We start from the raw sequence: 24,974 nt of genomic DNA, 5'->3' as shown, positions 1-24,974 counted from the left end.
TGGAGAACGCTTCTGCTCAAAACTCCAGCGGCGCGTTGTCGACGACTTCCTTCATCACGAAGAATGTCCGGGTCTGGCGTACGCCGGGCAACGCAATGAGCTGCTCACCATGGATGCGGTTGAAATCCTCCATGTCGCCGACGCGGATCTTGAGGAAGTAATCGAAATCGCCGGCCACGAGATGGCAGTCGAGCACGCATCTGAGCTTCGCAATTGCCCGCTCGAAGGTCGCGAAGCTCTCCGGCGTCGAGCGGTCGAGCACGACGCCGACCATCACCAGCGTGCCCTTTGCCACCTTCTTCGGCGCCACCATGGCGCGCACGGTCGCGATGAAGCCGTCCTCGAACAGGCGCTGGGTGCGGCGATGGCAGGTAGCGGGGCTGATCGCGACCGTCCCGGCCAACTCGGCGTTACTGAGGCGCCCATTATTTTGTAGCAATCTCAATATCTTAAGGTCGACACGATCAAGCCGAGGCGCCATGAAAGAAGCTTTCACTAGTATGGAATAATTCGGAAGAAATCTGCCCTACTGAAGCCATTTATGCAACTGACCGGCAGTATCGACCCGATATTCGAGAGCACATTCTTCCGGAGCGATGCTAGCTCCGTTCCCCAGACGCCACCGCCAAATGGGGATGACCAATGATGCTGGACAAATTCGCACGCTATCCGCTGACCTTTGGCCCGACGCCGATCGAGAAGCTGGAGCGGCTGTCAAAACACCTCGGCGGCCAGGTCGAGGTCTACGCCAAGCGTGAGGACTGCAATTCCGGCCTCGCCTATGGCGGCAACAAGTTGCGCAAGCTCGAATACATCATTCCCGATGCCATCGCCTCGAACGCCGACACGCTGGTTTCGATCGGCGGCGTGCAGTCCAACCACACCCGCATGATCGCCGCGGTCGCGGCCAAGATCGGCATGAAGTGCCGCCTGGTGCAGGAAGCCTGGGTGCCGCACGAGGACGCGGTCTATGACCGCGTCGGCAACATCATGCTGTCGCGCATCATGGGCGCGGACGTGCGCCTCGTCGACGACGGCTTCGACATCGGCATCCGCAAGAGCTGGGAACAGGCGATCGAGGAGGTGAAGGCAGCGGGCGGCAAGCCCTATGCAATTCCCGCCGGCGCCTCCGTGCATAAGTTTGGCGGCCTCGGCTATGTCGGCTTCGCCGAGGAGGTGCGCAAGCAGGAGGCCGAGCTCGGCTTCAAGTTCGACTACATCGTCGTCTGCACCGTCACCGGCTCGACCCATGCCGGCATGCTGGTCGGCTTCGCCGCCGACGGCCGTGCCCGGAAGGTGATCGGCATCGACGCGTCCTTCACGCCGGCGCAGACCAAGGCGCAAGTGCTCGAGATCGCGCAGAACACCGCTGAGCTCGTCGAACTCGGCAAGGAGCTGGTCGCCGATGACGTCGTGCTGATCGAGGACTACGCCTATCCCGCCTATGGCGTGCCGTCGGAGGAGACCAAGGAGGCGATCCGCCTTACCGCGCGGCTCGAAGGCATGATCACCGACCCCGTCTATGAGGGCAAGTCAATGCAAGGCCTGATGGATCTTGCGAAGAAGGGCTATTTCGAGAAGGGCGCGAAGATCCTCTACGCCCATCTCGGCGGCGCGCCCGCACTGAACGGGTATGCCTATGCGTTCAGGAATGGGTGAATGAAGCCGTAGTTCTCGCCTCATACACAGCTCTCGTCCCGGACAAGCGCAGCGAAGCGCTGATCCGGGACCCACACGCCGGCAACAGTTTTGAAGGCTAGTAGTTGCCAGCCTGCCGTCACCACATCGGCCTATGGTTGGATCCCGGACCTGCGCTTCGCTTGTCCGGGTGACGGCGGAGTTTATGGCTTGCTACCTTGTCCTGATGATCTGCAGCAGCTCGTCGCCGTAATGCTCGAGCTTCTTGTCGCCGATCCCCGGCACGGTGCGGAGTTCGTCCAGCGTCGTCGGCCAGGCCCGGACGATACCGTCGATCGTCGCATCGTGCAGCACCACATAGGCCGGGACGCCGCGTTCGCGCGCGACGTCTGAACGCCAGGCGCGCAGGCGCGCACGCAGCTCTGGATCGACATCGCCTTGCGGCGCACCCGCAGCAGGCGCGAGGTCGCCGCGGCGGGACTTGGCCCGGCTCGAGCGGATGCGCGTGGCGGGCGCCTCCTCGCGCAGCCAGACCTCCGTTTCGCCGCGCAGCACGCCGCGGGAGGAGTCCGTCAGCTTCAGCGCACCGAATGCTTCGCTGTCACTCTGCAAATGCCCCATCGCCACCAATTGGCGCAGGACCGTGCGCCACTGCTTTTCGTTGAGCTCGCGGCCGATGCCGAACACCGACAGCTTGTCGTGGCCGAACTGCGTCACCTTCTCGGTCAACCGCCCCACCAGCACGTCGATCAGATGCATCGCGCCAAAACGCTGGCCGGTGCGATAGACGCAGGAGAGCAGCTTCTGCGCCAGCACCTTGCCGTCGCGCATCTTGGGCGGCGTCAGGCAATTGTCGCAATTGCCGCAGCTTTCGCTCAGCAGGATCTCACCGAAATAGGCGAGCAGCCGCCGGCGCCGGCAGTGCGGCGTTTCGGCAAGGCCGACGAGCGCGTCGAGCTTTCCGATCGACACCCGCTTGAACTCTTCGGAGGCATTGGACTCGTCGATCATGCGGCGCTGCTGCACGATGTCCGAGAGGCCGTAGGCCATCCAGGCCGTCGACGGCTTGCCGTCACGGCCCGCTCGCCCCGTCTCCTGGTAATAGGCCTCGATGCTCTTGGGCAGGTCGAGATGTGCAACGAAGCGCACGTCGGGCTTGTCGATTCCCATGCCGAACGCCACCGTCGCGACGATGACGATGCCGTCCTCGTTGAGAAAGCGGTCCTGGTTGCGCGAGCGCACGCCGCCGTCGAGCCCGGCGTGGTAGGGCAGCGCCGCAATGCCGGCGTCTTGAAGCGCGGCGGCGACCTCCTCGACCCGGTTTCGCGACAGGCAATAGACGACGCCGGCATCGCCCGCGTGGCGCTCGCGGATAAGTTCCTTCAGCTGCGACACCGCGTTGCGCTTGTCGACGATCTCGTAGCGGATGTTGGGCCGGTCGAAGCTCGACACGAATTGCGGCGCGCCCGTGAGCTGAAGCCGCTCGACGATCTCCTTGCGCGTCAGCTCGTCGGCGGTCGCGGTCAGCGCGATGCGCGGCACGTCGGGAAACCGCTCGGCGATGACGGAGAGGCCGACATATTCGGGACGGAAATCATGGCCCCATTGCGAGACGCAATGCGCCTCGTCGATCGCAAACAGCGCCACCTTCGCCTGCGTCAGCAGCGACAGGCAGCGCGGCGTGACCAGCCGTTCCGGCGCGACATAGAGCAGGTCGAGATCACCCGCGAGAAGGCGCCGCTCGATGTCGGAAGCCTCCTGCGGCGTCAGCGACGAGTTCAGCGCGGCCGCATTCACGCCCGCCTCGATCAGGCCGGCCACCTGGTCGCGCATCAACGCGATCAGCGGCGAGACCACGATGCCGCAGCCTTCGCGCAGCAATGACGGAAGCTGGTAGCACAGCGACTTGCCGCCGCCGGTCGGCATCAGCACCAGGCAATTGCCGCCATCCGTGACGTGCTTGATGATCTCACCCTGCGCGCCGCGGAAGCCGGGCAGGCCGAACACGGAATGCAGCACCGACAGCGCGTCGCGGCCGGCGGCCGGCGCAGGGAGCGGAGCGGTGGAAGGAGCGGGCATGGGCGGAACAGCATCGTGCCGTGAGTTTCGTCACAAGGCCAGTCGCATGGCGGCGCGGGCGTGGCAAGACTGTTTGCGGGGCAGGCGCTTCTCTTCCCCTCTCCCCTTGCGGGAGGGTGGCTCGCCGCGATAGCGGCGAGACGGGTGAGGAGTATCTATCCTCGGATTCGATGGAGCTTGTTCTGCGGAGACATACCCCTCATCCGGCGCTTCGCGCCACCTTCTCCCGCAAGGGGAGAAGGAGGGCAGCAGCTACGCTCCGATCCGTCGCAACGCCTCTGCGACCGTCACGATCGGCATGTTGCGCTTGCCGGCGGCCTCGAGTGCATGACGCATCAGGCGCGGCGTGCAGCCAAACGGGCTTGGCATATCGGCGACGTCGTGGCCGTAGAAGATCAGCCACCCGCCGCTTGCGACCGCCTCGTCGAAATAGCGATCGACGCCCGCCGGATCGATCTCGCAATTCACGAGCGGCGAGGCGCGCAGGAATTGGAGGTCGATGACGTCGCGATTGACGCCGGGAAGGATGCCGCGCGCGGAACGGAAGGCCTTTGCGAGTTGCGGTTTGCGCCAGACCGAGGCGATCCCATAGGGATAGGCGAAGTTCTCCAGCTTGATCGAGGAATCGATAGCGCGGAAATGACTGCGGTTCCGATCGATCTCGCGAGCCATCGCAGCTTCGTCCAGATTGGCCGAGCACCGGTGCGAGAAGGTGTGGCAGGCAATCTCGTGCCCGGCGCGGTGAAGTCGCACGATTGCCTCGTTCGACAGTCCACGCCAATGGTCCGAAGGACGATCGATCAGGCTGCCGGCGAGGTAATAGGTGCCGCGGCCGCCATGTTGCTCCAGAAGCTCGGCGCCCTCACTTGCGGCGCTATCGGGGGCATCGTCGAAAGTGAAGCTCACCATCGGCGCATGCGCGGGCAGTCGGTGCGGCGCGGCACGGAAATGCCGGGCCAGCCGATTGCTCACGCGTCCCTGGAGTGCCGACAACACGAACTGAGTTTCCTGTGATTCCGTGTCTGTACTGAAACATTCGCGCCCAGGCCGAGGCAAGCCTAACGCCTGAGTAATCCTAACGGGGCACCAAGATCGTTTCGGCTAGCGCGCCGCCACCGGCGCGTCCGAGCCCGCGCCGAGATAGCGCAACCAATTGCGGAACAGCACCGCCGCGGCAATGCCAGCCCCGATATCGGCGCGGAGGTTCAATCCAGGCAGTTCGTTGGTCAGCGCCGGATGTCGCTGGTGTGCCGCCTTCTTTTCGAAGCGAGTCAATTTCTCTTCCGTCGCTGCGTCAAAATAGCTCACCGGCAGTCGCGGATAGGTCTCGCGCTCCCGCGCGAGATAGCGGCCGATGTCACGCAGATATTCTCGCTGGAGCGACAGCGCGTCATATTCCGGGTGGCCCTGGAAGAACACGAAGCGGCTGGCATATTGGCGAACGAAGACGTCGACGCCGGCTTGGCCGGAGCGAGTCAGCACCTGATAACCGGCCTGTACGAGGTCGCTTTCGGCGATCTCGTTCAGGCGGGAATGCGAGACCTTGAACGGTGCAGGCGCAGCACGGGTCAGCGAATCGCTCGCCACGACTTCGCAATCGAAAACGCCGTGACATTTGGCCGGCAGCCGCCGCCGTTCGATACCGTCGAGATGCAGCACCGCGGCATGTGCGGCAAGGCATGACCAGATCGCCGAGCGTGTGTTGGCCTTGGCCCAGTCGATGAGGTTCGTCAGGTCCCGCCAATATGGCTCCTGGTCGAGCTCAGGCGCGATCGGCTCTGCGCCGGTCACAATCAGCCCGTCGAACTTCCCGCGCTCGAGATCCGAAAGGTCGGAATACTCGCTCTCGACATGCCACTTTGCTTCCGGCGACCGCTTCACGCTGGGTAGCGAGAAGCAGTGGAAGCGGATACGGCGCGGACCAGCGGCAGCCTGGAGCAGTTTCTTGAACTGGCGCTCGGTCGCCTTCAGCGCGGGATCCGGCATGTTGTTGACGAGCCCGATGGTGAGTTCGACGCCGGCGTCGCGCGCGAGATCGTGCGCGGCCGGCACCAGCGCCGGGCCGTCGATGACTTGATCTCTCTCGATCAAGATCGTCATGGCGCCGCCGCCTACTCCGCGGCCTCGAGGCGCGCCATCGGGCAGGCCTTTTCCAGCGCCTGGTCGATGTCCTCGATGATGTCCGAGACATGCTCGATGCCGATCGACAAACGGATGGTCTCCGGCAACACACCGGCGATGCGCTGCTGCTCCGCCGACATCTGCCGGTGGGTGGTCGAAGCCGGATGGCAGGCCAGCGACTTGGCATCGCCGATATTGACGAGGCGCGTGATCAGCTTCAGCGCATCATAGAAGGTCTTGCCGGCCTCCATGCCGCCCTTGATGCCAAAGGTGAAGAGCGAGGAGGCGTTGCCGTTCAGGTACTTCTGCACCAGCGGATAGTAGGGACTGTCCGGAAAGCCGGTGTAATTGACCCACGCGACCCGCGGATCGCCGCGGAGGAATTCGGCGACCTTCCGCGCATTCTCGACATGGCGCTCCATGCGCAGCGCCACGGTCTCGATGCCCTGGAGCAGCAGGAAGGCGTTGAACGGCGACAGCACCGAGCCCATCGTGCGCTGATAGACGCTGCGCGCGCGCTCGATATAGGCGGTGCGGCCGAAGCGCTCGGCATAGACGAGGCCGTGATAGGAGGCGTCCGGCTTGTTGTAGGCCGGGAAGCGCTCGGCATATTTGGCCCAGGGGAAATTTCCGGAATCGACGATGGCGCCGCCGAGCGTGGTGCCGTGACCGCCCAGGAACTTGGTCAGCGAGTGCACGGCAATGTCGGCGCCGTAGTCGAACGGCTTGAGCAGGATCGGAGTTGCCACGGTGTTGTCGACGATCAGCGGCACGCCATGCGCATGCGCGATCTTCGCCAGCGCCTCGATGTCGCAGACATTGCCGGCGGGATTGCCGATGGTCTCGGCAAACACGGCGCGGGTGTCCTCGTCGATCAGCTTCGCGATCGCATCCGGCTTGTCGCTCTCGGCGAAGCGGCCGGTGATCCCTTGGCGCGGCAGGATGTGCGAGAGCAGCGTGTGCGTGGTGCCGTAGAGCTGCGGCACGGAAACGATGTTGCCACCGTGATCGGCGACGTTGACGAAGGCGAAATGCAGCGCGGCCTGGCCGGTCGCGACCGCGAGCGCGCCGACGCCGCCTTCGAGCTGGGCGATGCGCTTCTCCAGCACCGAGCTGGTCGGATTGGCGATGCGGCTGTAGCGAAAGCCTTCAGCCTCTAGGTTGAACAGGGCGGCTCCGTGATCGGCGCTGTCGAAGGCGTAGGCCGCGGTCTGGTAGATCGGCACGGCCACCGCATGCGTGGTGGCTTCGGGCTCGTAACCGGCGTGAATAGCGATCGTCTCGTTGCGCATTATGCCACCTCCGCGTGGGGCGGGCCGCACTTATTGGCCTGTATGAGGCATGTGCGTTGTCCGCCGTTCCTCTGTTAGAGGCGGGTGGTAAAGCGGACAATAATTCGTATAGAGATCGAGGAAGTAACCCTAACGCTTGTTGGCGAATTGACGAACATTCGCGTTAAAATGGATTAACGAGTTGGAAGATTCGCCGCGGCGGGCCACCCTCTCCCCGATCTGAAAGCAACACGGGGAGAGGGCGACATCGTCACCCTAATCCATCATCTCCCAGAGCTGGCGGCTCAGCACGCCGGCGCGCTTCTCGATCGCGGCCGCTGCATCGAGCGCCAGGTCTTCGCGATAGCGCCCGGCAATGAGCTGCACCCCGATCGGCTTGCCCTCGTGCAACGCGACCGGCACCACAGCGCCGGGCAGGCCCAGCACGTTGATGGCGGAGATGAAGCGGATCTCGCCCCAAAAGATCTCCTGGACGCGCTCGGGACTGACGGTGTCGTCGCGCGGGCCCGGCGTCGGCTTCACCGTGGTCGGTGCCAGCACGACCGGATATTCCTCGAAGAACAATTGCCAGGCACGGATGTGGCCACTGCGCGCGGCCGTCGCCTGCATCCAGGCCTTGAGATCGAGCACGTTCGCCTTGGCCTTCATGCCGCCCCAGGCTTTGTGGAAATCCTCGGACGTGACCTTCAGCATGCCGGCCTCCTGCATCATCACGGTCTCGTTGGTGATGATGTCGCACCAGCTCTGCCAGACACCGTTGATGTCGGGCACCTCGACCTCGCTGACGCGATAGCCTGACCGCTCGAGATGATCGGCTGCCATGCGCAGCGCCGCGGAGACGGACGGATCGACGTCCATATCCTCGGGGATTTTTGCCAGAGCGACCTTGATCGGGCCCTTCGGCCTTGGACCGACCAGCGGTGCCGGCACCCACCAGGGGTCGCGCGGATCGCGTTGGCTCATCGCCTCCAGCGCGAGGCGAACGTCGGCGACGTGGCGCGCGAGCGGCCCTTGCGCCGACATCAGATGCGCCAGCATCGGCCGCTCCGCCGTTGCGCTCTCGTTGAACGCGGGAATACGCCCCTGCGTCGGCTTGATGGTGGCGACGCCGTTGCAATGCGCCGGCCAGCGCAGCGAGCCGCCGATGTCGTTGCCGTGGGCGATGGTGCCGATGCCCGCCGCGACTGCCGCGCCCGCACCGCCCGAGGAGCCGCCGCAGGTGATATCAGGATCCCAGGGGTTCAGCGTCAGCCCGTGCAAGGGATTGTCGGTGAAGCCGCGGAAAGAGAATTCCGGGGTGTTGGTCAGCCCGATGACGATCGCGCCGGCCTTCTTGAGGTTGCGCACGACCGGCGCATCCGAGGGGGCAATCAGGCCCTTGTTGGCGGGCACGCCGTTGAAGTTCGGCCGCCCCTGATAATCGACGTTTTCCTTGATCGTGATCGGCACGCCGTGCAGGAGGCCGAGCTCGCCACCCCTGGCGCGCTGCTTGTCGGCCGCATGTGCGGCCTTCAACGCCTCTTCCGAGAGGTCGACGACGACGGCGTTCAGCCGCGGATTGACGGTGCGCATCCGATCGAGATGCGCTTCGACCGCCTCGATTGCAGAGATGGCGCCGGAGCGGATCGCAGCCGCGGTCTCGACCGCCGACCATTGCCAGGCCGGTCCTTTCGGGCGACGCGGTGCGGCGGATTTCCCTCGGGCGGCCTTACTGGCCGGCTTCGGGGCCGCGCTCTTGCGGCCGGGGGCCGCCTTCGAAGTCTTAGCCGCCTTCTTCGAAACACTCTTCTTCTTGGTCGCCGTCTTCTTCGCCACGCCAGCATCTCCTTGAATTGCGCGGCGAAGGTTACGGACGGCATGCCGCCCTGTACAGATCCGTTTCTGCATGGCGCGATGACGTGAGGACCGATGCGCCCAATCGTGAGTAAGTCTCTACGCCTTCGCTCTACTCCGCCGGGCACGCCGCGACGGCGGCCGCCGCGCGATCGAGCCGGAGGCTCCACAGCGCCAGCGCGAGACCAATCGCCGTGATTCCGGCTGCCACCAGAGGCAGCGCGGAGAGACCGAGCCCGTGATCGATGGTAGCGCCGCCGGCCCAGGCGCCGAGAGCGTTGCCGAGATTGAACGCGGCGATGTTGAGGCTGGAAGCCAGCGTGCGGCCGCTTGGGCCGGCGGCCTCCAGCACACGAAGCTGGAGCGGGGCAACGGTTGCGAAGGCGGCGATGCCGAGCAGCAGGATCAGCGCGATGGACAGGATCTTGATCGACAGCACGGCGGCCAGGCCAAGCAGCACGATCGCAAGCGCGGCCAACGTGCCGGTCAGGGCCGGTCCGAGGCCGCGGTCCGCAAGCTTGCCGCCGGCGACGTTGCCGATCGCGAGCCCGACGCCGAACACGAGCAGGATCGGCGAGACGGCGGTCTCCGAGAAGCCGGTGAAACGCGTCAGGATCGGCTGGATATAGGTGAAGACGACGAACAGGCCGGCGAAGCCGAACACCGTCATCGCGAGGCCGAGCAGCACCTGCGGGCGGCCGAGCACTGCCACTTCTTCGGCAAGCGAGATCGGCTTGTCGCCATTGCCGACATGTCCGGGCACGAGCGCAGCCACCACCACGAACGCAATCACGCCGATGACCGTCACGGCCCAGAACGCCGCGCGCCAGCCGAGCATCAGGCCGAACCAGGCGCCAAAGGGCACACCCAGAAGCGTCGCGACCGTGAGGCCGATGAACATGGTTGCGATCGCGGACGCGCGCTTGTCCTCGGCGACGAGGCCGGTGGCCACGACCGAGCCGACACCGAAGAACGTGCCGTGGGCGAGCGAGGTCAGCACGCGTGCGGCCATCAGCCATTCGTAGCTCGGCGCCAGCGCGCAGGCTGCGTTGCCCAGCGTGAAGATCGCCATCAACGCGAGCAGCACCGTCTTCCGCGGCATCCGTCGCGTCGCCAGCGTCAGCACCGGCGCGCCGACGAACACGCCGAGCGCGTAGCCCGATATCAGCAGGCCCGCGACCGGCACCGAGACGTGCATGTCGGCTGCGACCTGGAGCAGGAGGCCCATGATGATGAATTCGGTGGTGCCGATGCCGAAGGCACCGGCGGTGAGCGCGAGGACGGCGGGAGGCATGCGTAGCTCCAATGGACGGCACGAGCCACGCAGATAGCGGCACTGCCGCAGAACTATTAGAATGTCCGCAATCCAATCATTTGTGACGTGAATTCACATGGCCCGTTTCGACACCAACCGCTCTGCCGAGATGGAGGTCTTCGTCCGCGTCGTCGATCTCGGCGGCTTCACCCAGGCCGCTCGAAAGCTGCGCCTGACGCCATCGGGCGTCAGCAAGCTGATGTCGCGGCTGGAGGCGCGGCTCGGCGCGCGCCTCGTCAACCGCACGACGCGCAAACTGACGCTGACCGAGGAAGGCCAGGCCTTCTACGAGCGCGCCGTTCGCATCCTCGCCGAGATCGAGGAGGCCGAGCGCGAGGCGGCCTCAGGCGCGGCGCCGCGCGGCCGCCTCACGGTCAATTGCAACATTCCCTTCGGCATGCTGCACGTGATGCCGTTGATCCCGCGCTTCCTGGAACAGCATCCCGACGTCACGCTGGATCTCGTCCTCACCGATACGCTGATCGACCTGATGCAGGAGCGCGCGGACGTCGCCATTCGAGTCGGCCCGTTGCGCGCCTCACGCCTCGTCGCGAGAAAGCTCGGCGGCAGCCGCATGGTCGTGGTCGGCGCGCCGGATTATCTCGCCCGCTTCGGCTCGCCGAAGATTCCGGCGGATCTCAATGAGCACCGCGGCATCGGCTGGACCTTTCCGCGCAGCATCCGCGGCTGGCCGTTCAAGCGCGGCGACCATACCGAGGAAGCCATGCCACCGCCCGTCGCGCGCGCCAGCGACGGCGAAGCCGCCCGCCGCCTTGCGCTGGGCGGTGTCGGCCTTGCCCGCCTCGCCCTCTTCCACATCGGCCCGGATATCGAATCCGGCCGTCTCGTCCCGGTGCTGCAAGGCTACAATCCCGGCGACCGCGAAGACATCCACGCCGTCTATGTCGGCCACACCGCGCCACTCCCGGCGCGCGTCCGCGCATTCATCGATTTTCTCGCAGAGCACGTGCGGGTAAGCGATCCCGTCCTGAAGCGCGCCGGCGATGGAAGGTGGAGATTGGTGGGATGATGCTGGCCAAGTGCGTCGGCCGATTTGCGATATGCCCTCGCGGATCATGGCAGCCTGTCTGCAATCGCCGCGATTTCAGCCCAGGATCGAAGTGGAGGGCCGGAAGCCCGCATCAGTGCTCGGTCCCCCTCAAGCTAATCACGATGCCGGTTGGTTCGGGCTGATGAGCGCGCAACCTGGTGAGTGACCCGTCGCTCCAATCCGCGATGTTGATCACCTCGCCGCTCCGCGGCTCCATTCGAGGCACCTCGATCAGCTCCAGGACATTCAGCCCCCTCTCGTCGAGGAAAAATGTGTGGTCACCGAACACGTCGTTCAAGCCCGGAATCGCCGGACTGTCGTCGGCGACGACGTGAGCATTGAACTGGTTGAGCATCTGCTCGATCTGGGTTGAGTTCAGCTTCATGATGACTCCTGATCTTGATTTGCAGCATCTCGACGCCGTGCGCAGGTTCGCGCAGTCAGCGAAGTCCGCCGCTTTTCCTTGCGGCCCCCCGACGGAAAGCCATTCATGTGGTTCGATGCAGAACGCACGCCGCGGCAAGCGCCGGTGCTCAGACGTCGTGCGCGATCCGGGCTTGTGTCCGAAATGAACTTCGCGGATCGACGATCATCAAGAATCTCGCCGCATGGCCTGACATATTTTCTCAGCTCTTCATGTCTGTCTTTGCGAGCTCGAGATCGATGGCGCCCGCACAGGCTCTGGCCAAGGAATAGTCCATGCTCGTGGAGGCGACATTCCTCACGACCTCGCTGACGAGGTTTTCCTTGGAATAGGCACTGGTCGTCTTGAACCGCGCGATCGCCCCGTCTGCGGCTGTGAACTGGCTAACGCAGAGCGGTACGAGAATGGACATCCGGCCACTGCTCTCCGCTGCCACGCTCATGATTCTGGCGCGCTCGCTCGTGACCCAACCGCCCCAGATGAAACCGATCGTCACGGTCGCGACGCCGCCGATGGCGATCCCCTGAAGGAGACGGCTTCGCGATTCACCCTGCAAGAGCGTGGGAAGCTCCATGTGTATGGCCTTTTCTGAATGGCTGAATACGAGAAGAGACGCAGACTGCATCGTTGTCGATCGTTGTCGCGCCGACATGTCCGGCCTCCGGCGAGAGCCGTCGGCGAAACGAGCGAGATTCGACTATCGACTCGAGGACGAATTGGAGCACACGAGGATTCGTCCGCCAGCCCCAGGCGGCGTTGCGCCAACCTGTGATCGCCGCTCGAAGGCTCCCGGATGCGAAATGCCGGCCATCTTCGCTTCAAGCCTTGCAAGCCATCAAAGTGGGAGCTGCGACCCTTTTATCTACTCTTCTTTGCCGGCCCGAAATCCGGTTGCCACACGACTTCCTTCCGGCTCGGCTGTGCCGCGATCACCTTGGCCTTTTCCTTCTTCGGCTTCTTTGTTTCGCGATTGCCGCGTTGCTGTCCCTTGGCCACGATGTTCATCTCCTGTTGAGGTTCGAGTTCATTCAGTTCGTCCGACTGCAGGATGCGCCCGCGCGGCGTACAGACGCGGACGTCCATATAGCCGTCGCGAAGCAGCTTTCGCGCAAGCCGCAGCGCGACCGCGGCGCTTCCGCGACCGAGATTGGCGCCGCCATACTCGTTGGTTCCCGTGACCAGGTAAGGCACGCGCTTTGGCCTAGCCATTGAATAGGGCCGCGACAAACATCAGAAGCAGGAGATACAGCGGAGCGATCACCGGCGGGACGATCCACTCCGAGGCGCAACAACGCGACATCGAGCGCTCCTGCAACTCTGTCGGCGGGAGCGCACGTGACCCTCAGTCACCGGTCGATGCCGTTGAGAAGTGCGGTGATGCCACAATCCTACGCCTGCGGCATGCCAATAGCGAGCGCTAAAACGCCGCGTATGAGCGTGGGTCGCGCCGCAGCGTCGGCGCGCAACAATGACGAATATACTGGCTATTGCCCTCCGATGGGCGCATGGTTGTCACTGCCGGTCGGTTGCGGCCCCTCTTGTAAGAAGGCAGGCGTGCATGACCATCCGCTCACGGCGAGAGACCGTCGCGTTCAAGCATCCTTTCCGGATTCGCGGCATCGAGCGAGTGCTGCCCGCCGGCGCCTACGAGGTCATCACCGACGAAGAAAAGATAGAGGGTCTCACCTTCTCGGCCTACCGCCGCGTCGCGACGATGATCGTGGTGCCAGCGGAAGGCGTTCGCAATTCCATGGAGATGCTCTCAATCGGCTCGGTCGACCTCGCCAATGCGCAGGCCGCGGATGCGAGCGCCGACCATGACTGACCGGCCGGTCGATCTCGACAAGCATCGCGGGATGGCGGCACAGAAAGCCACCGATCTGCGCCGTGCGCTGGCCGACGTCGAAGCCCATGTCAGGGAGTTGCGCGAGCGGGAGACCGAACTCGAACACCGCATGATGACGGTGCCTGCCGCTTCGTGGCCGGAGGCCGCCGTCAAGGCGCGGCACCTGCTCAATCTCTATGCCGCGAGCCTACCTGCCGAGGATACGAGGCACCGCGCGCTGGTGGCGGCGTTGCTCGATGATTTCGCCCGGCTCTCCGGGGAAGGCTGAGCGCAGAGCAAGACGCTCGAAGCGCGGTCGTGCTAGGAGCCCGCGCAAGGGAGGACACCATGACGCTCACGAGCGGCCGCTACATTGGCCACGAACATGACCGGATGATCGTGCTGTTCTCGATGCAGGACGACGGCAAGGAAATTCCTTGCGCGATCTCGACCACCGCGATGGACTCGCTCGAGTCTGGCCCGCCGGTCCGCCCCGAGCAGCGCGAGGCCCAGTTCGTCCGCCTGCGCGATCGCATCGAGGCGCGCGCGGCCAGCAAATATCGAGCGACGGAGCTTGAAGGCAATCCACGGGGGATCGTGCTGCGGGGGATCGATTTCAGGACATAGCAAGTCGCCATGTCCTGATTGCGAGAGCAGCACCGGCGGTTTGTTCGCGAGGTGACCAGCTCCTGGCACTCGCCGATTGTCCGTCCTGTCGTCGATTGTCTTGCCGGCAAGTGCTCGGCACTCTCGCTAAGCGCGTTCGGCCCTGGTGGTGTCCGGCAAGGGCGGCTTGCGTTCCGGCAGCTTCTTTTTCGGAGGTGCTGGCAGCAAGCCTTCCCTGATGGCCTGCTTGCGAGCGAGCTTGCGAGCCCGGCGAATGGCCTCGGATTTTTCGCGCGTCTTCCGTTCCGAAGGTTTCTCGTAGGAGCGGCGCTGCTTCATTTCGCGGAAGACGCCCTCGCGTTGCATCTTCTTCTTCAGAACACGAAGCGCCTGGTCGACGTTGTTGTCGCGAACAAGTACCTGCAATTGAAACTCCTCGCTGGGCTGCGAAATGCGGCAGTCCTGCATGCAGCCAATTGCGCAGGAGTCTCGTGGCGATGGTGAGGATCAGAGTGACGGCGGCATTCTTCCGCCGGCCACGAAAGCCGGTTCATGCGTCGCGGCAATCAAGTTCGGTGAAGCAACCGTGACTACTGTCAGCGGCGCTGTCAATGGATAAGGCCGTCCGCACATTTGGACAGCTCCATCGGGGCTTCTCGACGTCGCAAGGAACGACCGCCGAAACAATTTCGGGCGTTGCCTTGCAAAAGACTGAAACTCATGTATATTAAAGGAATTCGATTAGCCGCTGTGCCTTGTTGAACGCGCCCGCGGGCTCCTTTTCCAAAGACATCGACGAAGTTGAAGACTATCGCGTGATCGTCACGCGACATGCGCTCGTGCGCTTTGGAGAACGAAAATGACGACAGGTACTGTTAAGTGGTTCAACGGCCAAAAGGGCTTCGGATTCATCCAGCCGAACGACGGCAGCAATGATGTGTTCGTGCACATCAGCGCGGTCGAACGGGCTGGTCTTGCTGGTCTCGCAGAGGGCCAGAAGGTCAACTTCGAGGTCAAGACCGACAAGATGCGCGGCAAAGTAAGCGCCGAAAACCTTTCGCTGGCTTGATTTGCCGGCGCCGTTTTCACGGATGTACTGAAACGGCACGCTGCCCGCTCGATCTTCGGATGGAGCGGGTTTTGTTTATACGAATGCGGGTTGAGGGATGATCGCCAGGAAATCGGCAGAGCCGTCGCCCGAAGGCATAGCGCGATCGAACCGCAAACGATTGGCTGCCGAGGACGGCGCGCGAGCGATGGCGGACGCGGAAAAGCATGCCGTCGAGGTGCGGAAGAACATGGCGCGCCTCCGCGAGCTGCGTGAGGCCAGGGAAGTTTCCGAGACGGCGCTTCGCGCATCGTTGCCGCCCCCCGCACCCAAAAAACGCAAAAAGGCTGGCGCGACCGTCAAACCCAGCAGCGCGCGGTAACGTCGTGAAACCAAGTCACACACCAGCAGGGTGGATCGTGCCCAGAGTCAAAGCAGACGGCGGCGGAACGATCACTTTCATGCTCGCGCTTGGCGCAGCGAGACAGATGTGCAGACTCAGGACGACGTTTCAGACCGACAAGCAGGCCTTCAGTTATCTTCACAAGTATCGAAAAGAATTCGAGCATATCGCCCGTGCGCGCCTCGCTTCGGGCGAGCTTGAAGATGGAATCGTCGTGCTCTCAATGCTCTGAGCTGAGCGCGAGGACTATTCCTCGGCGTCTTTCGACTTGGCTTCGCGCGCCAATCGGGCTGCCTTCAAGCGCTCGCGATTTTCGTGCAGGGATTGCTGGTCTTTCGCGTAGTCGGTCATCGGTTTTTCCGTCCTGACCGCCTTGAAGGCGTTGTTCGCTTCCCGCAGATGCCGGGCAGTCTTCGCTTCGTTCTTGATCATTTTGATCTCCAGGAATTGCATATCTGTCGTGGCTCAGACGTTTGCCATGGCAACCCACGCGTTGCTTCATAACCCGGGCTTGCTTCTGTGGCGACGCATGACGGAGCTTTGAGTGGTTCGGCAAGCCCTCTTCTCCCCGAGGCGCTCGATTGCCTCACATCACCAAAGGAGAAAGAGCGTCGCATTCTGCAGTCGGCCAGCCAGCGAATGCAAGCACTCGCGGGCGAGATATGACCTGAGAAGCAAACCGGCGTGAACGCGCTTTTGTTTCTACACCAGATCCTTCGCGAAGTCTCGGTGCGTCATCGAGCAGGCGCACATGAGATGCGGATCATGGTCATCAACTCGTTTGCTGGATCCCGGTTCCTGCCGCCTTTCGGCAGCTCCGGGATTGGGCGGCCCCTTCGTCCGCAAGAGTTCGGCCGGCTCACAACCCGTCAAATCATCCTGATCGCATTGCGTCTTGGGCGTTTGCACGTCCTTCCGGCCGATTTCTGAACGCCGTGATCGCCATATGGACCAGATGCAGCTTGCCCTCGACTGCGGGCGAAATGTCGAAGGGGTACGCAGCGGGAAGTCCCAGTGAGCGGTTGAGGCGGTTGATCGTCAGCGCGAGTGGAGTCCACAACTCCAGAAGCGCACCGAAGTCGCTCTCCAGATACGGGTCGTTCAGCGTGTGCTGCGCGCGCGCATCCAACGACAGCGGAAGTCCCGCCATGGAATCCAGGGTCGAGACGATGTGCAAGAAGTGAGCAAATGTCTCGGCCCAATCTTCCCAGGGATGAGACGTCGCGTACATGCTGATGTGGCTTGCCGGATCGTCAGACCAATTCTGACGCGCGTAATAGGCGGCAAGCGCAGCCTGGTAGTTCTCGGTCTCGTCGCCAAACACCAGCCGAAATGGTGCTCGGAACCCTGCCTCGTGTATCAGGGCATTCCAGTAGAAATGTCCTATTTCGTGCCGGAAATGACCAAGCAGGGTGCGGTAGGGTTCGCGAAAGGAAACGCGCCTGATCTCGCGTTTCACGTCGTCCGCCTCCGCAAGATTGAGCGTGATCAGACCGGATTCGTGCCCGGTCATGACCGGCCCGTGCTCGTCGGACAGAATCTCGAACGACAGCCGAAATCCACCCGCGAATGCGATGGGCAGGCGGAGCCGTCGCAGGTCGTAGATCAGTCTGCGCTTGGCTTCCTCCACGCGCGTCCAAAGCGACACGTTATGGGGATTTTGGGTGGCGGGAATGACACGTGTGAGCGAGCAGGACAGGCAGTAGGAAGTTGGCGCAACGGCGCACCAGTTGCACGCGATGATGTTCCGATTGGCGCAGGCCTGGCCGCTTTCGACGCCCACCATCGCCATGCTCTCCGGATCGAACATCAGCGGCTGCTTGCACCTGTTGCATTCGGTGAGCTCGAAAGCCACCAATTGGCGGCAATGAGGGCATTTGAAATCTCTCATGATCGCTCACGGCCGTTGCGGACGTCGATCAGCGCGCGCTGCCTCTTCAATGCGCGTTTCCTCAGAATGTCGGCATCGACGTCGTTCACAGTGCGGCACGCTCCCTGGTAGGACGCCTTCTCGGAAACAGGCTGTGCCAGCCAGTCTTGCGCGGGTTGGACGGACATGGGTTTGGATCCGGATCGCATTTTCATCTTCAAGAAAGCCTACAGTTTGAAACGGGTTCCCGTCAGGGGCCAGACGGATCTGCGACGGGATCGAGTATCCGGCTGGCGATCGGAGTTCGGATGACATACTGTTCGGGCTTGAGCGCTCTCGGCATTCATCGGTGACGATGCGCAGACGTGTTTCGCGACAGTCTCAATCGTCGCGCTGGAGCCAGGTCCATGAAGATCCGTGTCGGCTTCGAGATGATCTACGACTTTCCGCAACGGACACCCCTGATTGCCGTCGTCGGCACGCATTTCACGCGCGCATCCGACATCATCGTGCCCGACCATCTCATCACCCATCCCTCTGTGCCGATCACGCCCTATCGCGACGGCTTCGGGAATTGGTGTAGCCGTCTTGTCGCGCCCGCAGGCCGCATGGTCCTCACAGCGGACGGCACGGTGAGGGACAGCGGTTTGCCCGATCCCATCGTGCCATCAGCACAGCAGCATGCGGTGGAGGATCTTCCGCCGGACACCATCGTGTATTTGCTCGGCAGCCGATATGTCGAGACCGACCGGCTTACCGAAATGGCGTGGAAGCTGTTCGAGAGGACGGCGCCCGGTTGGGCGCGGGTCGAGGCCATCTGCGACTTCGTTCATAATCACATCTCCTTCGGCTACGAGCACGCCCGCTCCACCAAGACCGCATGGGAGGTGTTTACCGAAGCCAAAGGCGTCTGCCGGGACTATGCACATCTGGCTATCGCGTTCTGCCGCTGCATGAACATTCCCGCGCGCTACTGCACGGGCTATCTCGGTGACATAGGTATGGCGCCTCCATATGCCGCCGGCGATTTCGCCGGATGGTTCGAAGCCTATATCGGCGGTCGCTGGCACACATTCGATCCACGGAACAACGTTCCGCGGATCGGTCGCGTCCTGATCGCGCAAGGCCGCGATGCCGCCGACGTTCCAATCACCCAGACGTTCGGACCCAACACGCTGCTGAGCTTCAAGGTCTGGACCGACGAAGTCGTCTGATGATCGTCGCAGTGGCGAACGCCTATTGCTTGGCTTTGTTGGCTTCGAAGGTCAGTGCCGCCTGAAAGACGCGACCGGCCTCCGTTCGGACCTCGATCGCAACGTCCGGGCGTTCTTCCTGACCCGCCAGATCGCGAGCCAATCCCGCCAATGTGTTAGCCGCCTCCATCTCCGCCTCTCGCTGCGTGGAGAACTCTATTCCTTCTTCGTCCGGATAGATCTCGCGATCGTCTCTGATGTCGAAGAAATATCTGATCATCATGAGCGCCCCCGTTGGAGAGATAGTCACGCCAGCGTCGGAGGCCTGAAGGCATCTCCTGGCCTTTCCCGTTACATTGGCGGCTGCAATCCCGGGGAACTCAGCCACTTGTTCACCTCCAGGGCAACATCGATCTGCCGAGCCTTCTGAAGAAGTTCGGCGCGCCGGACGCAGACAGGCATTCCCTGGGCCTGCTGGCGCAAATTGATGGCCTCTTGCGTGAGGCGGTATTCGAATGTTGAAGATTGAGACGCGCAACGAGCCTGCATGGTTTGCTCCCTTTTGTGGGCGGGAGCGCGACAGGCGTTCTCATCACCGATGGATGCCTCGGGTCGGGCGGTGATGATTCTCATATAGGTGCTTGGAGGCACCTAACCAGACCACCGAACCGACTATTTCGACCGCTGCAGAGCCGGTGAGGCAATTCCGGCATTGTTATTCAGGAACCAGCGGGGAAGGCTGCGAAGCTCCTCCGGGGAACAGGCGCGGCGGTCGACGGCGGCCCGCTCGATCCGGCTCAGGCAAAGCGCCCGCTCGTATCGGTCTTCAAACCCGAAAGAAGTGGCAATAGTGGCCGAAGGGGGTCTCAATGTCTGGTGCTCGCGTTCCGATAGATGATCGATACGCAGAACAGCCGTTCAGTTCCCGAGCGCACTTCCACCGCCAGATCGGGACGTTCGGTTTTGAAGACGGACTCCTTGGCGATCCCGGTCAGCGTTTGCATCGCTTCGACTTCGGCGGCTTTTTGATCGGGCAAGCGAAGTCCTTCCTCATCCGCAAAGAAATCGCGACCACTTTGGATGTCAAAGAAATAGCGTTCCATGAAGCACTCCGTTCCAGGCAGGCGGGAGCGCTCTCGGTCTCTCAGCCACCGACGCCCACAGGACAAGCCGCGGCCGGTGATGGCATGACAATACGCCAGCCATCCCCTGGTTGCTAGGAATTACTCGGACATTGCAACCCGGCCAGGGCGAGCTGGCCGTGCGTTCCGCAGCCTGAGCAGTGAAGGTCCACGTCCTTTTGTCGTGTCCAGTCACCACGGCCGATCCGGCTTGCCGGGCCGGCAATCGTTCAAGACAGCGGGTGGCGTACGAGTGGCGGAGGGAGATCAACTGGGATGGTCCAACTTGCGCTTTGCGGCCCTCTCATGCCGCCACAAAGACCTTTCGGGGGCCCTCCAATCCTGAACCCTCGATTCAAGATTGATTCGTACTTGGGTCGCGCTGGTTCAATGACATTAACGACGCGTGAGTGACGATTCCGCAGCTTGCCCAAAATGTGAAAGGCCTCACACGACAATCTCGGCTTCGCGTTACGCTTCAGTTGGGGCGCACGAGGAGGCAGGTCATGGAGAACACACCAGCCCAGCGTCCGATATGCCGACTGTTCGGGCAACTGGAAGTCTGGGGTCGCCACGGGACCCGCGTTGAGTTTCTCAGCGAACGCTCGAAACATCTCTTTGCCGTGCTTGCCCTGCAGAAACGGGCACCCGTCAGTCGTGACGTCCTCGTCGCGCGTCTTTGGAACGATGGACCAGCCGAGCGTCTTCGCCGCAACCTCAGTACCGAAGTATGGCGCCTTCGTTGCGCGCTTGCGAACGCCGGCGAGAATGCCTCGCAGTGGATCAACGCCCGGCCAGAATCGCTGTCCTTGTCTGCAAACCAGCAGGTATGGATCGACATTGAAGCGTTTGATCAGTGCATCAGGGCGCCTTCACCGCAGTCGATCCCCTCAAACTCGCTTGCGACATCGGAAACCATCGAGCAACTCTATCGCGGCGATCTTCTTCCCGAACTCAACTACGACTGGTGTCTGGCAGACAGGGAGGCCTATCGCGGCCGCTTCCTCGCCTGCCTCGAGACCCTGCTGATTGCGGCAAAGCACAGGTCCGATTGGGGAGAAGCCATCCGCATTTCGCGCCGAATCCTGGCCGAGGATTCCTTCCTCGAGCACATCCACCGCGAGATCATGCATTGCTACGACATGATGGGGGATCGGGTAGCCGCACTACGGCACTATGAGAAGCTTCAGCGCGTGTTTCGGCACGAGCTCGGAGTCTCGCCAACCCGTGAAACCACAGCGCTATTTCGTCGTCTCCGCGACGATGGGCCACAGCAACCGGATACGATCGCTCCGGAGTGCAACGTCGACCGGGACTTTGAGCGCCGGCTCGAACTCATCCAGAAGCAGCTCCATCAACTCAGCCAGGAAGTTCGGGCCTTCGCTTCGATCATGCAGACTGCCGCTCGCCCGAGGCCGCTGCACCAAGCCATCGAAATGCCGCCGGGCATCGATCTGGCGCAAAAAATTTCCTCCGCATCCTAATTTGTGAGACCCCGCCGCTCCGGTTGTGACCGGCGCGAGAGACCAGCGCGCGATGATCGCCTGGTGTCACGGAGTGCGGACGCGAACGAGCCGCAAGCCCTGGCCGGTCGCAGTGTCCGAATCCGAACCACCAATTGCGAGGAACGATCATGCCAAATTACAAAGCATATATCGCTGCCATCGACCATTATCCAAACCCCGCAAACAACCTTCCGAGTTGTATCAACGACGCGAAAGCGTTCCATCAGAAGATTACCGACGTCTACAAATTTGCAGACGTTCGATTCGACCACGACGAAAAAGCAACCCTGCAGAACGTCGAGGCTGGACTGTCCTGGCTGTTCAACGGAGCGAGCTCGGATGATCGGCTCGTGTTCTTTTTCTCCGGCCACGGCTTCCAGGTCGCCAAGGGCCAGGATCTGGAAGAGGTGCTGTGTCTGTACGACCAGTTCCTGTTCGACAACGTGCTCAGTCAGAAGTCCCAGACGGTGCCCCCTGGCGTCTTTACGCTGATATCAGACAGCTGCCACTCAGGCGGCATGTACAAGGTCATGATGACCGACGGCCACATGGACGTCGCCCAGACCAAGGTGCTCAAGGTTCCGCCGTTCGTCGAGAGCGCCAAGGTATTCCTTGATCCGCAGAAGGTCTCTCAACTGCGCTACCGGCCCTTCGGCGCGTGGCCTGGTGCGGCATCAAGGATCGGCAATCGCTTCGGGACGGCGGCCGGAAAGGAATTCGACGAGGCCGGCCAATTGCAGATGAATGGGATGCTGTTCTCCGCCTGCCTCGCAGACGAGACCGCATCTGCTTCGACGCCGAAGACCGGCGGCAAGTCGGCCTTCACCTACGCCCTGCTCGAGCAACTCACCGTCCTCGGTCCCAACGTCTCGAACCGGCGGCTCGTCGAAGGAACGACCAAGATGCTGCGGGACCTTGGCTTCCGGCAGACACCCGTCCTCACCGAACCCACCAATCCCGCTGGTCTGGCCGCCACCTCATTCCTGCTCTTCCAGGGCCAGGCCGCGTCCACACCTTCTTCCCCCGACTGGATGACGAGGATCATCCAGGATGTACTCAGCAACCAGAGAAAGGATCCGACCATGTTGCAAGACAAATCTTACGGCCAGCCTGCTGCAAGCGGCGACGAAAAATTCTGGGGTGTGCTCGCGAGCCTCGCCTCGGTGGCGGTGCCGGCCATCGTCGACGCGCTGCGAAAGGGTGACTTCGAGCCGCAAAAGGACTTCACGGCTATCCCGGGCGGCGAGGAGAAGTTCTGGCGCACCCTGCTCAACGTCGTCTCGACCGCCGTGCCGGCGGTGGTGCAGGCCTTGCGCAAGGGCGGCTACGAACCACAGAAGGATTTCTCGGGTGGTCAGGAGAAGTTCCTTGGGTCCATCCTCGGCATAGCCACCAGATGCATACCACCGCTGTTCCGCGCCATCGCGGCGCAGGGAATTCAGCCGCAGAAGGATTTTGGCGGTGAAGAGAAATTCTGGGGCGCGATCGCGAACGCGATCTCGGCGACACTGCCGGTCGTCATCAATGCGCTCAGCAAGCAGGGCACCCCCGTCAAGGGATTCGAGGATGTACCCGCCGGCGATCAGAAGTTCTTCGGCGCCATCGCCAGCGTTATCGGCACCCTCGGGCCGATCGTCATTCAGGCGCTGAGCAAGAGCGGTGTCGATCCTCAGAAGGACTTCCAGCAAGCCGGGCAAGAAAAATTCCTCGGCGCCCTCATGAGCGTCATCGGTACGGTGGCGCCGGTCGTCATCCAGGCCCTGACAAAGAGCGGCGCTGAGCCGCAGAAGGACTTTGGTGGCGAGGAGAAGTTCTGGGGAGCATTCGCGAACATCGTTCAGGCCGCGCTCCCGGCCGTCATCGGCGCGCTGCGCAAGGGTGATTTCCAGGAAGACAAGGGCTTCGCGCCAGCAGGATCGGGAGCGGGCGCGGGCGATGACAAGTTCTGGGGTGCGATCGCGCGCGTCGTGGCCTCTGCAATCCCGACGATCGTCGGCGAACTGACCAAGAGCGGTGCGGGACCAAGCACGATCTCACCGGCCTTGGCTCCGAGCCTGGTCCCGAGCGGTTTGGCGATGCCGCACGACCTGGTCGCAAACGTCGTCTCCTCGACGTTGCCCCAGCTGCAGCGGACACACTAGCCCGCGAGAACCCGCGCCTCCTGGCCCCCAGGAGGCGCGGCCCGCCGAAAGCACGGCACGCGGGTCGTAGCCACTCGAGGCGCCCGCCGATTGTTTGGAGATGATCATGGCCGATTTCGTTGACTTTGCGGGTGTTGCCGAGCGACGCGGCGACACCATTCGACTCGTATCTCAAGGCAACAACGGGACTCTGCAATTCGCGGCAGACGACGTGAAGCTCGAGAACAATCGGATTGCAGTGCGCCTGGGCGCCGTGGCCATCGCGGTCGAGGAACCCGGCGACAGTAAGGTCGAGGACCGTCCGCCCGCTGACACGCTTCGCAACACCTGTCCAAGTGGCATTACGTGTTGCATCGGATCCGTTCACATTTGTTGCGATGATTTCCGGGTGATCGGTACTTGCATAGGCGCCTGGGGCTGCGCTCGTGCGCGATTTATTCCCTGATCGAGCCAGCGCGGTTTGGGTCGCTGGCGAATTCATAAACCAACAACGCTGGTCAGCATTGGTTTACCAGTCCGGTTAAGCCTTCACGACCGAGCCCATGACATGGTGGCTCGCAGATCGAGGGATAACTTCGACAGGGAAAGCGTCAGGGTCAGGCCACCAAGCGCCTGACCCTCCTTTTTTCGGGAGATGCAATGCGAGCGAAGACGCCACGCCTCGGCTTCGAGCCGCTGCAGATGGGAGAGCGCTTTCTCGCTCCGATCGGAAGTACCGCGATTGTCGTCCAAATGAATCGGGCCCCCGCCCGATAACTCGTCGTGCGTGCGTCGCATCACCAATGATAGCGCAGCGTCCCTGTGCCGGCGTAGGTCTGGGCCTGGCTTGCGAACTCGCCGTCGAGCTTGACGCCGAGCGACCAGCCGGTGCGCCAACGCAACTCGCTGCCGGCCGACACCAGCGCGTAATCGGTCGCGGGCCTCGCGCCGCTGACGACGAAACTCGCGCCGGGCAAGCCCTGGAAGGTCGGCGGAACAGCTGGGCCTGCGCCGCCGCATAGGGCGTGATGCCGGCAAAGGCGGTGGCGAAACGATAGCCGCCTTCGATGCGGCCGCCATAGCTCTGGGCCTCGAACGCCGCGCCCAGATGATCGCCGCCAAAGGCTGTGCGGCTGGTCGACATCCAGTGATTGGCGACGGCCAGCGAAGCCGCCAAGTAGGCCGGCCCGACGGGTGTTTTGCCGTAGACGCCGGCCTGGAACGCATTGCCGGTGCCCGCCACCTGGCCTCGATGGAATCCTCGCAACGCCGCACGACTCGAATTCACGCACCGCGCGCTGGAGAAAACCGGCGTCAGCGTATCCTTTTCCGCGCACGTCGCGCATGCCGCACGCAGCGCCCGTGGAATAGGATTTAGACCTGACCGCCCCTAGCGACACTTGCGACCGGCCCGGCGATGATTCGTCCCCGGGCCGGTGGATGAAGCGAGGACCGAGAATCTCGGGATGCCCGGCGGCCAACGCCCGTGAAATTAATTGCTTCTGCATTTGCGGCGTCGCTCCCTAAGAT

Annotated in this window: 30 protein-coding genes and 1 pseudogene; 12 read left to right on the top strand and 19 right to left on the bottom strand. The window is 62.9% G+C overall.

The genetic code is table 11. The features are described from left to right. Positions 1 to 16: 16 nt before the first annotated feature. Entirely contained in the window at positions 17 to 481 is a 465-nt protein-coding gene (locus tag AX729_RS00795; protein WP_061019991.1) for an Lrp/AsnC family transcriptional regulator, read from the bottom strand. A 164-nt stretch (positions 482 to 645) separates the two neighbouring features. Between AX729_RS00795 and AX729_RS00790 the strand changes: the two genes are divergently transcribed. After that, positions 646 to 1,659: a 1-aminocyclopropane-1-carboxylate deaminase gene (locus tag AX729_RS00790; RefSeq protein WP_061020017.1), complete on the top strand. Its 1,014-nt coding sequence runs from the start codon at positions 646 to 648 to the stop codon at positions 1,657 to 1,659. Positions 1,660 to 1,851: 192 nt separating this feature from the next. On the opposite strand, the gene recQ is transcribed toward AX729_RS00790, so the two are convergent. The 6 genes from recQ to AX729_RS00760 form a co-directional block, all read right to left on the bottom strand. Further along, positions 1,852 to 3,717: a DNA helicase RecQ gene (gene recQ / locus AX729_RS00785; protein ID WP_061019990.1), complete on the bottom strand. Its 1,866-nt coding sequence runs from the start codon at positions 3,715 to 3,717 to the stop codon at positions 1,852 to 1,854. 252 nt (positions 3,718 to 3,969) lie between these two features. After that, positions 3,970 to 4,713 carry a polysaccharide deacetylase family protein gene (locus tag AX729_RS00780; protein ID WP_061019989.1) on the bottom strand — a complete coding sequence of 248 codons (744 nt, stop codon included), beginning with the start codon at positions 4,711 to 4,713 and terminating at the stop codon, positions 3,970 to 3,972. Between the two features lie 105 nt (positions 4,714 to 4,818). Further along, positions 4,819 to 5,817, bottom strand: a complete 999-nt coding sequence (metA, locus tag AX729_RS00775; protein ID WP_061019988.1) for a homoserine O-succinyltransferase MetA — start codon at positions 5,815 to 5,817, stop codon at positions 4,819 to 4,821. 11 nt (positions 5,818 to 5,828) lie between these two features. Continuing rightward, the gene (locus AX729_RS00770) at positions 5,829 to 7,130 is read right to left on the bottom strand and encodes an O-acetylhomoserine aminocarboxypropyltransferase/cysteine synthase family protein (RefSeq protein ID WP_061019987.1); all 1,302 of its coding nucleotides are present in this window, start codon (positions 7,128 to 7,130) and stop codon (positions 5,829 to 5,831) included. A gap of 255 nt (positions 7,131 to 7,385) precedes the next feature. Beyond that, positions 7,386 to 8,945: an amidase family protein gene (locus AX729_RS00765; protein ID WP_061019986.1), complete on the bottom strand. Its 1,560-nt coding sequence runs from the start codon at positions 8,943 to 8,945 to the stop codon at positions 7,386 to 7,388. Positions 8,946 to 9,075: 130 nt separating this feature from the next. After that, positions 9,076 to 10,257, bottom strand: a complete 1,182-nt coding sequence (locus AX729_RS00760; protein WP_061019985.1) for an MFS transporter — start codon at positions 10,255 to 10,257, stop codon at positions 9,076 to 9,078. 97 nt (positions 10,258 to 10,354) lie between these two features. On the opposite strand from AX729_RS00760, the gene AX729_RS00755 reads away from it, so the two are divergent. Next, entirely contained in the window at positions 10,355 to 11,308 is a 954-nt protein-coding gene (locus tag AX729_RS00755; RefSeq protein ID WP_061019984.1) for a LysR family transcriptional regulator, read from the top strand. A gap of 112 nt (positions 11,309 to 11,420) precedes the next feature. Here AX729_RS00755 and AX729_RS00750 read toward each other — a convergent pair whose 3' ends face one another. From AX729_RS00750 to AX729_RS38240, 3 genes are all read right to left on the bottom strand, one after another. Further along, on the bottom strand, positions 11,421 to 11,714 hold the full coding sequence (locus AX729_RS00750; RefSeq protein ID WP_061019983.1) for a hypothetical protein: 294 nt from the start codon (positions 11,712 to 11,714) through the stop codon (positions 11,421 to 11,423). 241 nt (positions 11,715 to 11,955) lie between these two features. Continuing rightward, positions 11,956 to 12,405 (bottom strand): hypothetical protein, encoded by a 450-nt coding sequence (locus AX729_RS00745; RefSeq protein ID WP_245325004.1) that lies wholly within the window; start codon positions 12,403 to 12,405, stop codon positions 11,956 to 11,958. A gap of 206 nt (positions 12,406 to 12,611) precedes the next feature. Further along, positions 12,612 to 12,962, bottom strand: a complete 351-nt coding sequence (locus AX729_RS38240) for a hypothetical protein (RefSeq protein WP_156456638.1) — start codon at positions 12,960 to 12,962, stop codon at positions 12,612 to 12,614. A gap of 349 nt (positions 12,963 to 13,311) precedes the next feature. Here AX729_RS38240 and AX729_RS00735 point away from each other — a divergent pair, with 349 nt between their 5' ends. The 3 genes from AX729_RS00735 to AX729_RS00725 are packed head-to-tail and all read left to right on the top strand — an operon-like array spanning position 13,312 to position 14,205. Continuing rightward, a complete protein-coding gene (locus tag AX729_RS00735; protein ID WP_061019982.1) occupies positions 13,312 to 13,578 on the top strand; it encodes a hypothetical protein in 267 nt (88 codons plus the stop codon). Further along, positions 13,571 to 13,867, top strand: coding sequence for a hypothetical protein (locus tag AX729_RS00730; protein WP_061019981.1), 297 nt, complete (start codon positions 13,571 to 13,573; stop codon positions 13,865 to 13,867). Before AX729_RS00735 ends, AX729_RS00730 begins: the two co-directional genes overlap by 8 nt. 59 nt (positions 13,868 to 13,926) lie before the next feature. After that, complete coding sequence (locus AX729_RS00725; protein ID WP_061019980.1) at positions 13,927 to 14,205, top strand: DUF1488 family protein; 279 nt, start codon at positions 13,927 to 13,929, stop codon at positions 14,203 to 14,205. A gap of 126 nt (positions 14,206 to 14,331) precedes the next feature. Here AX729_RS00725 and rpsU read toward each other — a convergent pair whose 3' ends face one another. After that, positions 14,332 to 14,610, bottom strand: coding sequence for a 30S ribosomal protein S21 (gene rpsU / locus AX729_RS00720; RefSeq protein WP_061020015.1), 279 nt, complete (start codon positions 14,608 to 14,610; stop codon positions 14,332 to 14,334). A 433-nt stretch (positions 14,611 to 15,043) separates the two neighbouring features. Here rpsU and AX729_RS00715 point away from each other — a divergent pair, with 433 nt between their 5' ends. The 3 genes from AX729_RS00715 (at position 15,044) to AX729_RS00705 (ending at position 15,867) form a co-directional block, all read left to right on the top strand. After that, on the top strand, positions 15,044 to 15,253 hold the full coding sequence (locus AX729_RS00715) for a cold-shock protein (RefSeq protein ID WP_061019979.1): 210 nt from the start codon (positions 15,044 to 15,046) through the stop codon (positions 15,251 to 15,253). Between the two features lie 97 nt (positions 15,254 to 15,350). After that, positions 15,351 to 15,614 carry a hypothetical protein gene (locus AX729_RS00710; RefSeq protein ID WP_061019978.1) on the top strand — a complete coding sequence of 88 codons (264 nt, stop codon included), beginning with the start codon at positions 15,351 to 15,353 and terminating at the stop codon, positions 15,612 to 15,614. 37 nt (positions 15,615 to 15,651) lie between these two features. Next, positions 15,652 to 15,867, top strand: a complete 216-nt coding sequence (locus AX729_RS00705; protein ID WP_061019977.1) for a hypothetical protein — start codon at positions 15,652 to 15,654, stop codon at positions 15,865 to 15,867. A 14-nt stretch (positions 15,868 to 15,881) separates the two neighbouring features. On the opposite strand, the gene AX729_RS00700 is transcribed toward AX729_RS00705, so the two are convergent. The 3 genes from AX729_RS00700 to AX729_RS39340 form a co-directional block, all read right to left on the bottom strand. Then, positions 15,882 to 16,067, bottom strand: a complete 186-nt coding sequence (locus tag AX729_RS00700; RefSeq protein ID WP_061020014.1) for a hypothetical protein — start codon at positions 16,065 to 16,067, stop codon at positions 15,882 to 15,884. A 442-nt stretch (positions 16,068 to 16,509) separates the two neighbouring features. Further along, the gene (locus AX729_RS00695) at positions 16,510 to 17,526 is read right to left on the bottom strand and encodes a zinc-binding metallopeptidase family protein (RefSeq protein WP_061019976.1); all 1,017 of its coding nucleotides are present in this window, start codon (positions 17,524 to 17,526) and stop codon (positions 16,510 to 16,512) included. Then, positions 17,523 to 17,693, bottom strand: coding sequence for a hypothetical protein (locus AX729_RS39340; RefSeq protein ID WP_156456637.1), 171 nt, complete (start codon positions 17,691 to 17,693; stop codon positions 17,523 to 17,525). The genes AX729_RS00695 and AX729_RS39340 overlap by 4 nt, the downstream gene beginning before the upstream one ends. A gap of 219 nt (positions 17,694 to 17,912) precedes the next feature. On the opposite strand from AX729_RS39340, the gene AX729_RS00690 reads away from it, so the two are divergent. Next, positions 17,913 to 18,719 carry a transglutaminase-like domain-containing protein gene (locus AX729_RS00690; RefSeq protein ID WP_061019975.1) on the top strand — a complete coding sequence of 269 codons (807 nt, stop codon included), beginning with the start codon at positions 17,913 to 17,915 and terminating at the stop codon, positions 18,717 to 18,719. 22 nt (positions 18,720 to 18,741) lie between these two features. Here the strand turns inward: AX729_RS00690 and AX729_RS00685 are convergent, their stop codons facing one another. The 3 genes from AX729_RS00685 to AX729_RS00675 all read right to left on the bottom strand — a co-directional run bounded on the left by AX729_RS00685 (position 18,742) and on the right by AX729_RS00675 (position 19,801). Beyond that, a complete protein-coding gene (locus AX729_RS00685; RefSeq protein ID WP_061020013.1) occupies positions 18,742 to 18,978 on the bottom strand; it encodes a DUF6894 family protein in 237 nt (78 codons plus the stop codon). Positions 18,979 to 19,049: 71 nt separating this feature from the next. Beyond that, complete coding sequence (locus AX729_RS00680; protein ID WP_245325001.1) at positions 19,050 to 19,331, bottom strand: hypothetical protein; 282 nt, start codon at positions 19,329 to 19,331, stop codon at positions 19,050 to 19,052. A 233-nt stretch (positions 19,332 to 19,564) separates the two neighbouring features. Continuing rightward, positions 19,565 to 19,801: a DUF6894 family protein gene (locus tag AX729_RS00675; protein ID WP_061019974.1), complete on the bottom strand. Its 237-nt coding sequence runs from the start codon at positions 19,799 to 19,801 to the stop codon at positions 19,565 to 19,567. 524 nt (positions 19,802 to 20,325) lie between these two features. Between AX729_RS00675 and AX729_RS00670 the strand changes: the two genes are divergently transcribed. From AX729_RS00670 to AX729_RS00660, 3 genes are all read left to right on the top strand, one after another. Further along, positions 20,326 to 21,303 carry an AfsR/SARP family transcriptional regulator gene (locus AX729_RS00670; protein ID WP_156456636.1) on the top strand — a complete coding sequence of 326 codons (978 nt, stop codon included), beginning with the start codon at positions 20,326 to 20,328 and terminating at the stop codon, positions 21,301 to 21,303. A 134-nt stretch (positions 21,304 to 21,437) separates the two neighbouring features. Further along, the gene (locus AX729_RS00665; protein WP_156456635.1) at positions 21,438 to 23,465 is read left to right on the top strand and encodes a caspase family protein; all 2,028 of its coding nucleotides are present in this window, start codon (positions 21,438 to 21,440) and stop codon (positions 23,463 to 23,465) included. Between the two features lie 106 nt (positions 23,466 to 23,571). Continuing rightward, positions 23,572 to 23,910 (top strand): hypothetical protein, encoded by a 339-nt coding sequence (locus AX729_RS00660; RefSeq protein ID WP_156456634.1) that lies wholly within the window; start codon positions 23,572 to 23,574, stop codon positions 23,908 to 23,910. A 331-nt stretch (positions 23,911 to 24,241) separates the two neighbouring features. Here the strand turns inward: AX729_RS00660 and AX729_RS40965 are convergent, their stop codons facing one another. Continuing rightward, positions 24,242 to 24,421, bottom strand: coding sequence for a hypothetical protein (locus AX729_RS40965; RefSeq protein ID WP_061019970.1), 180 nt, complete (start codon positions 24,419 to 24,421; stop codon positions 24,242 to 24,244). 71 nt (positions 24,422 to 24,492) lie between these two features. Further along, positions 24,493 to 24,687, bottom strand: a pseudogene (locus AX729_RS40960) (autotransporter domain-containing protein); the annotation flags it as partial. Positions 24,688 to 24,974: the final 287 nt, after the last annotated feature.

The organism is Bradyrhizobium sp. CCH5-F6, assembly GCF_001556045.1.
In the GTDB taxonomy this organism is placed as follows: Bacteria; Pseudomonadota; Alphaproteobacteria; order Rhizobiales; family Xanthobacteraceae; genus Bradyrhizobium.
This window is presented reverse-complemented; position numbering and strand designations above follow the sequence as displayed.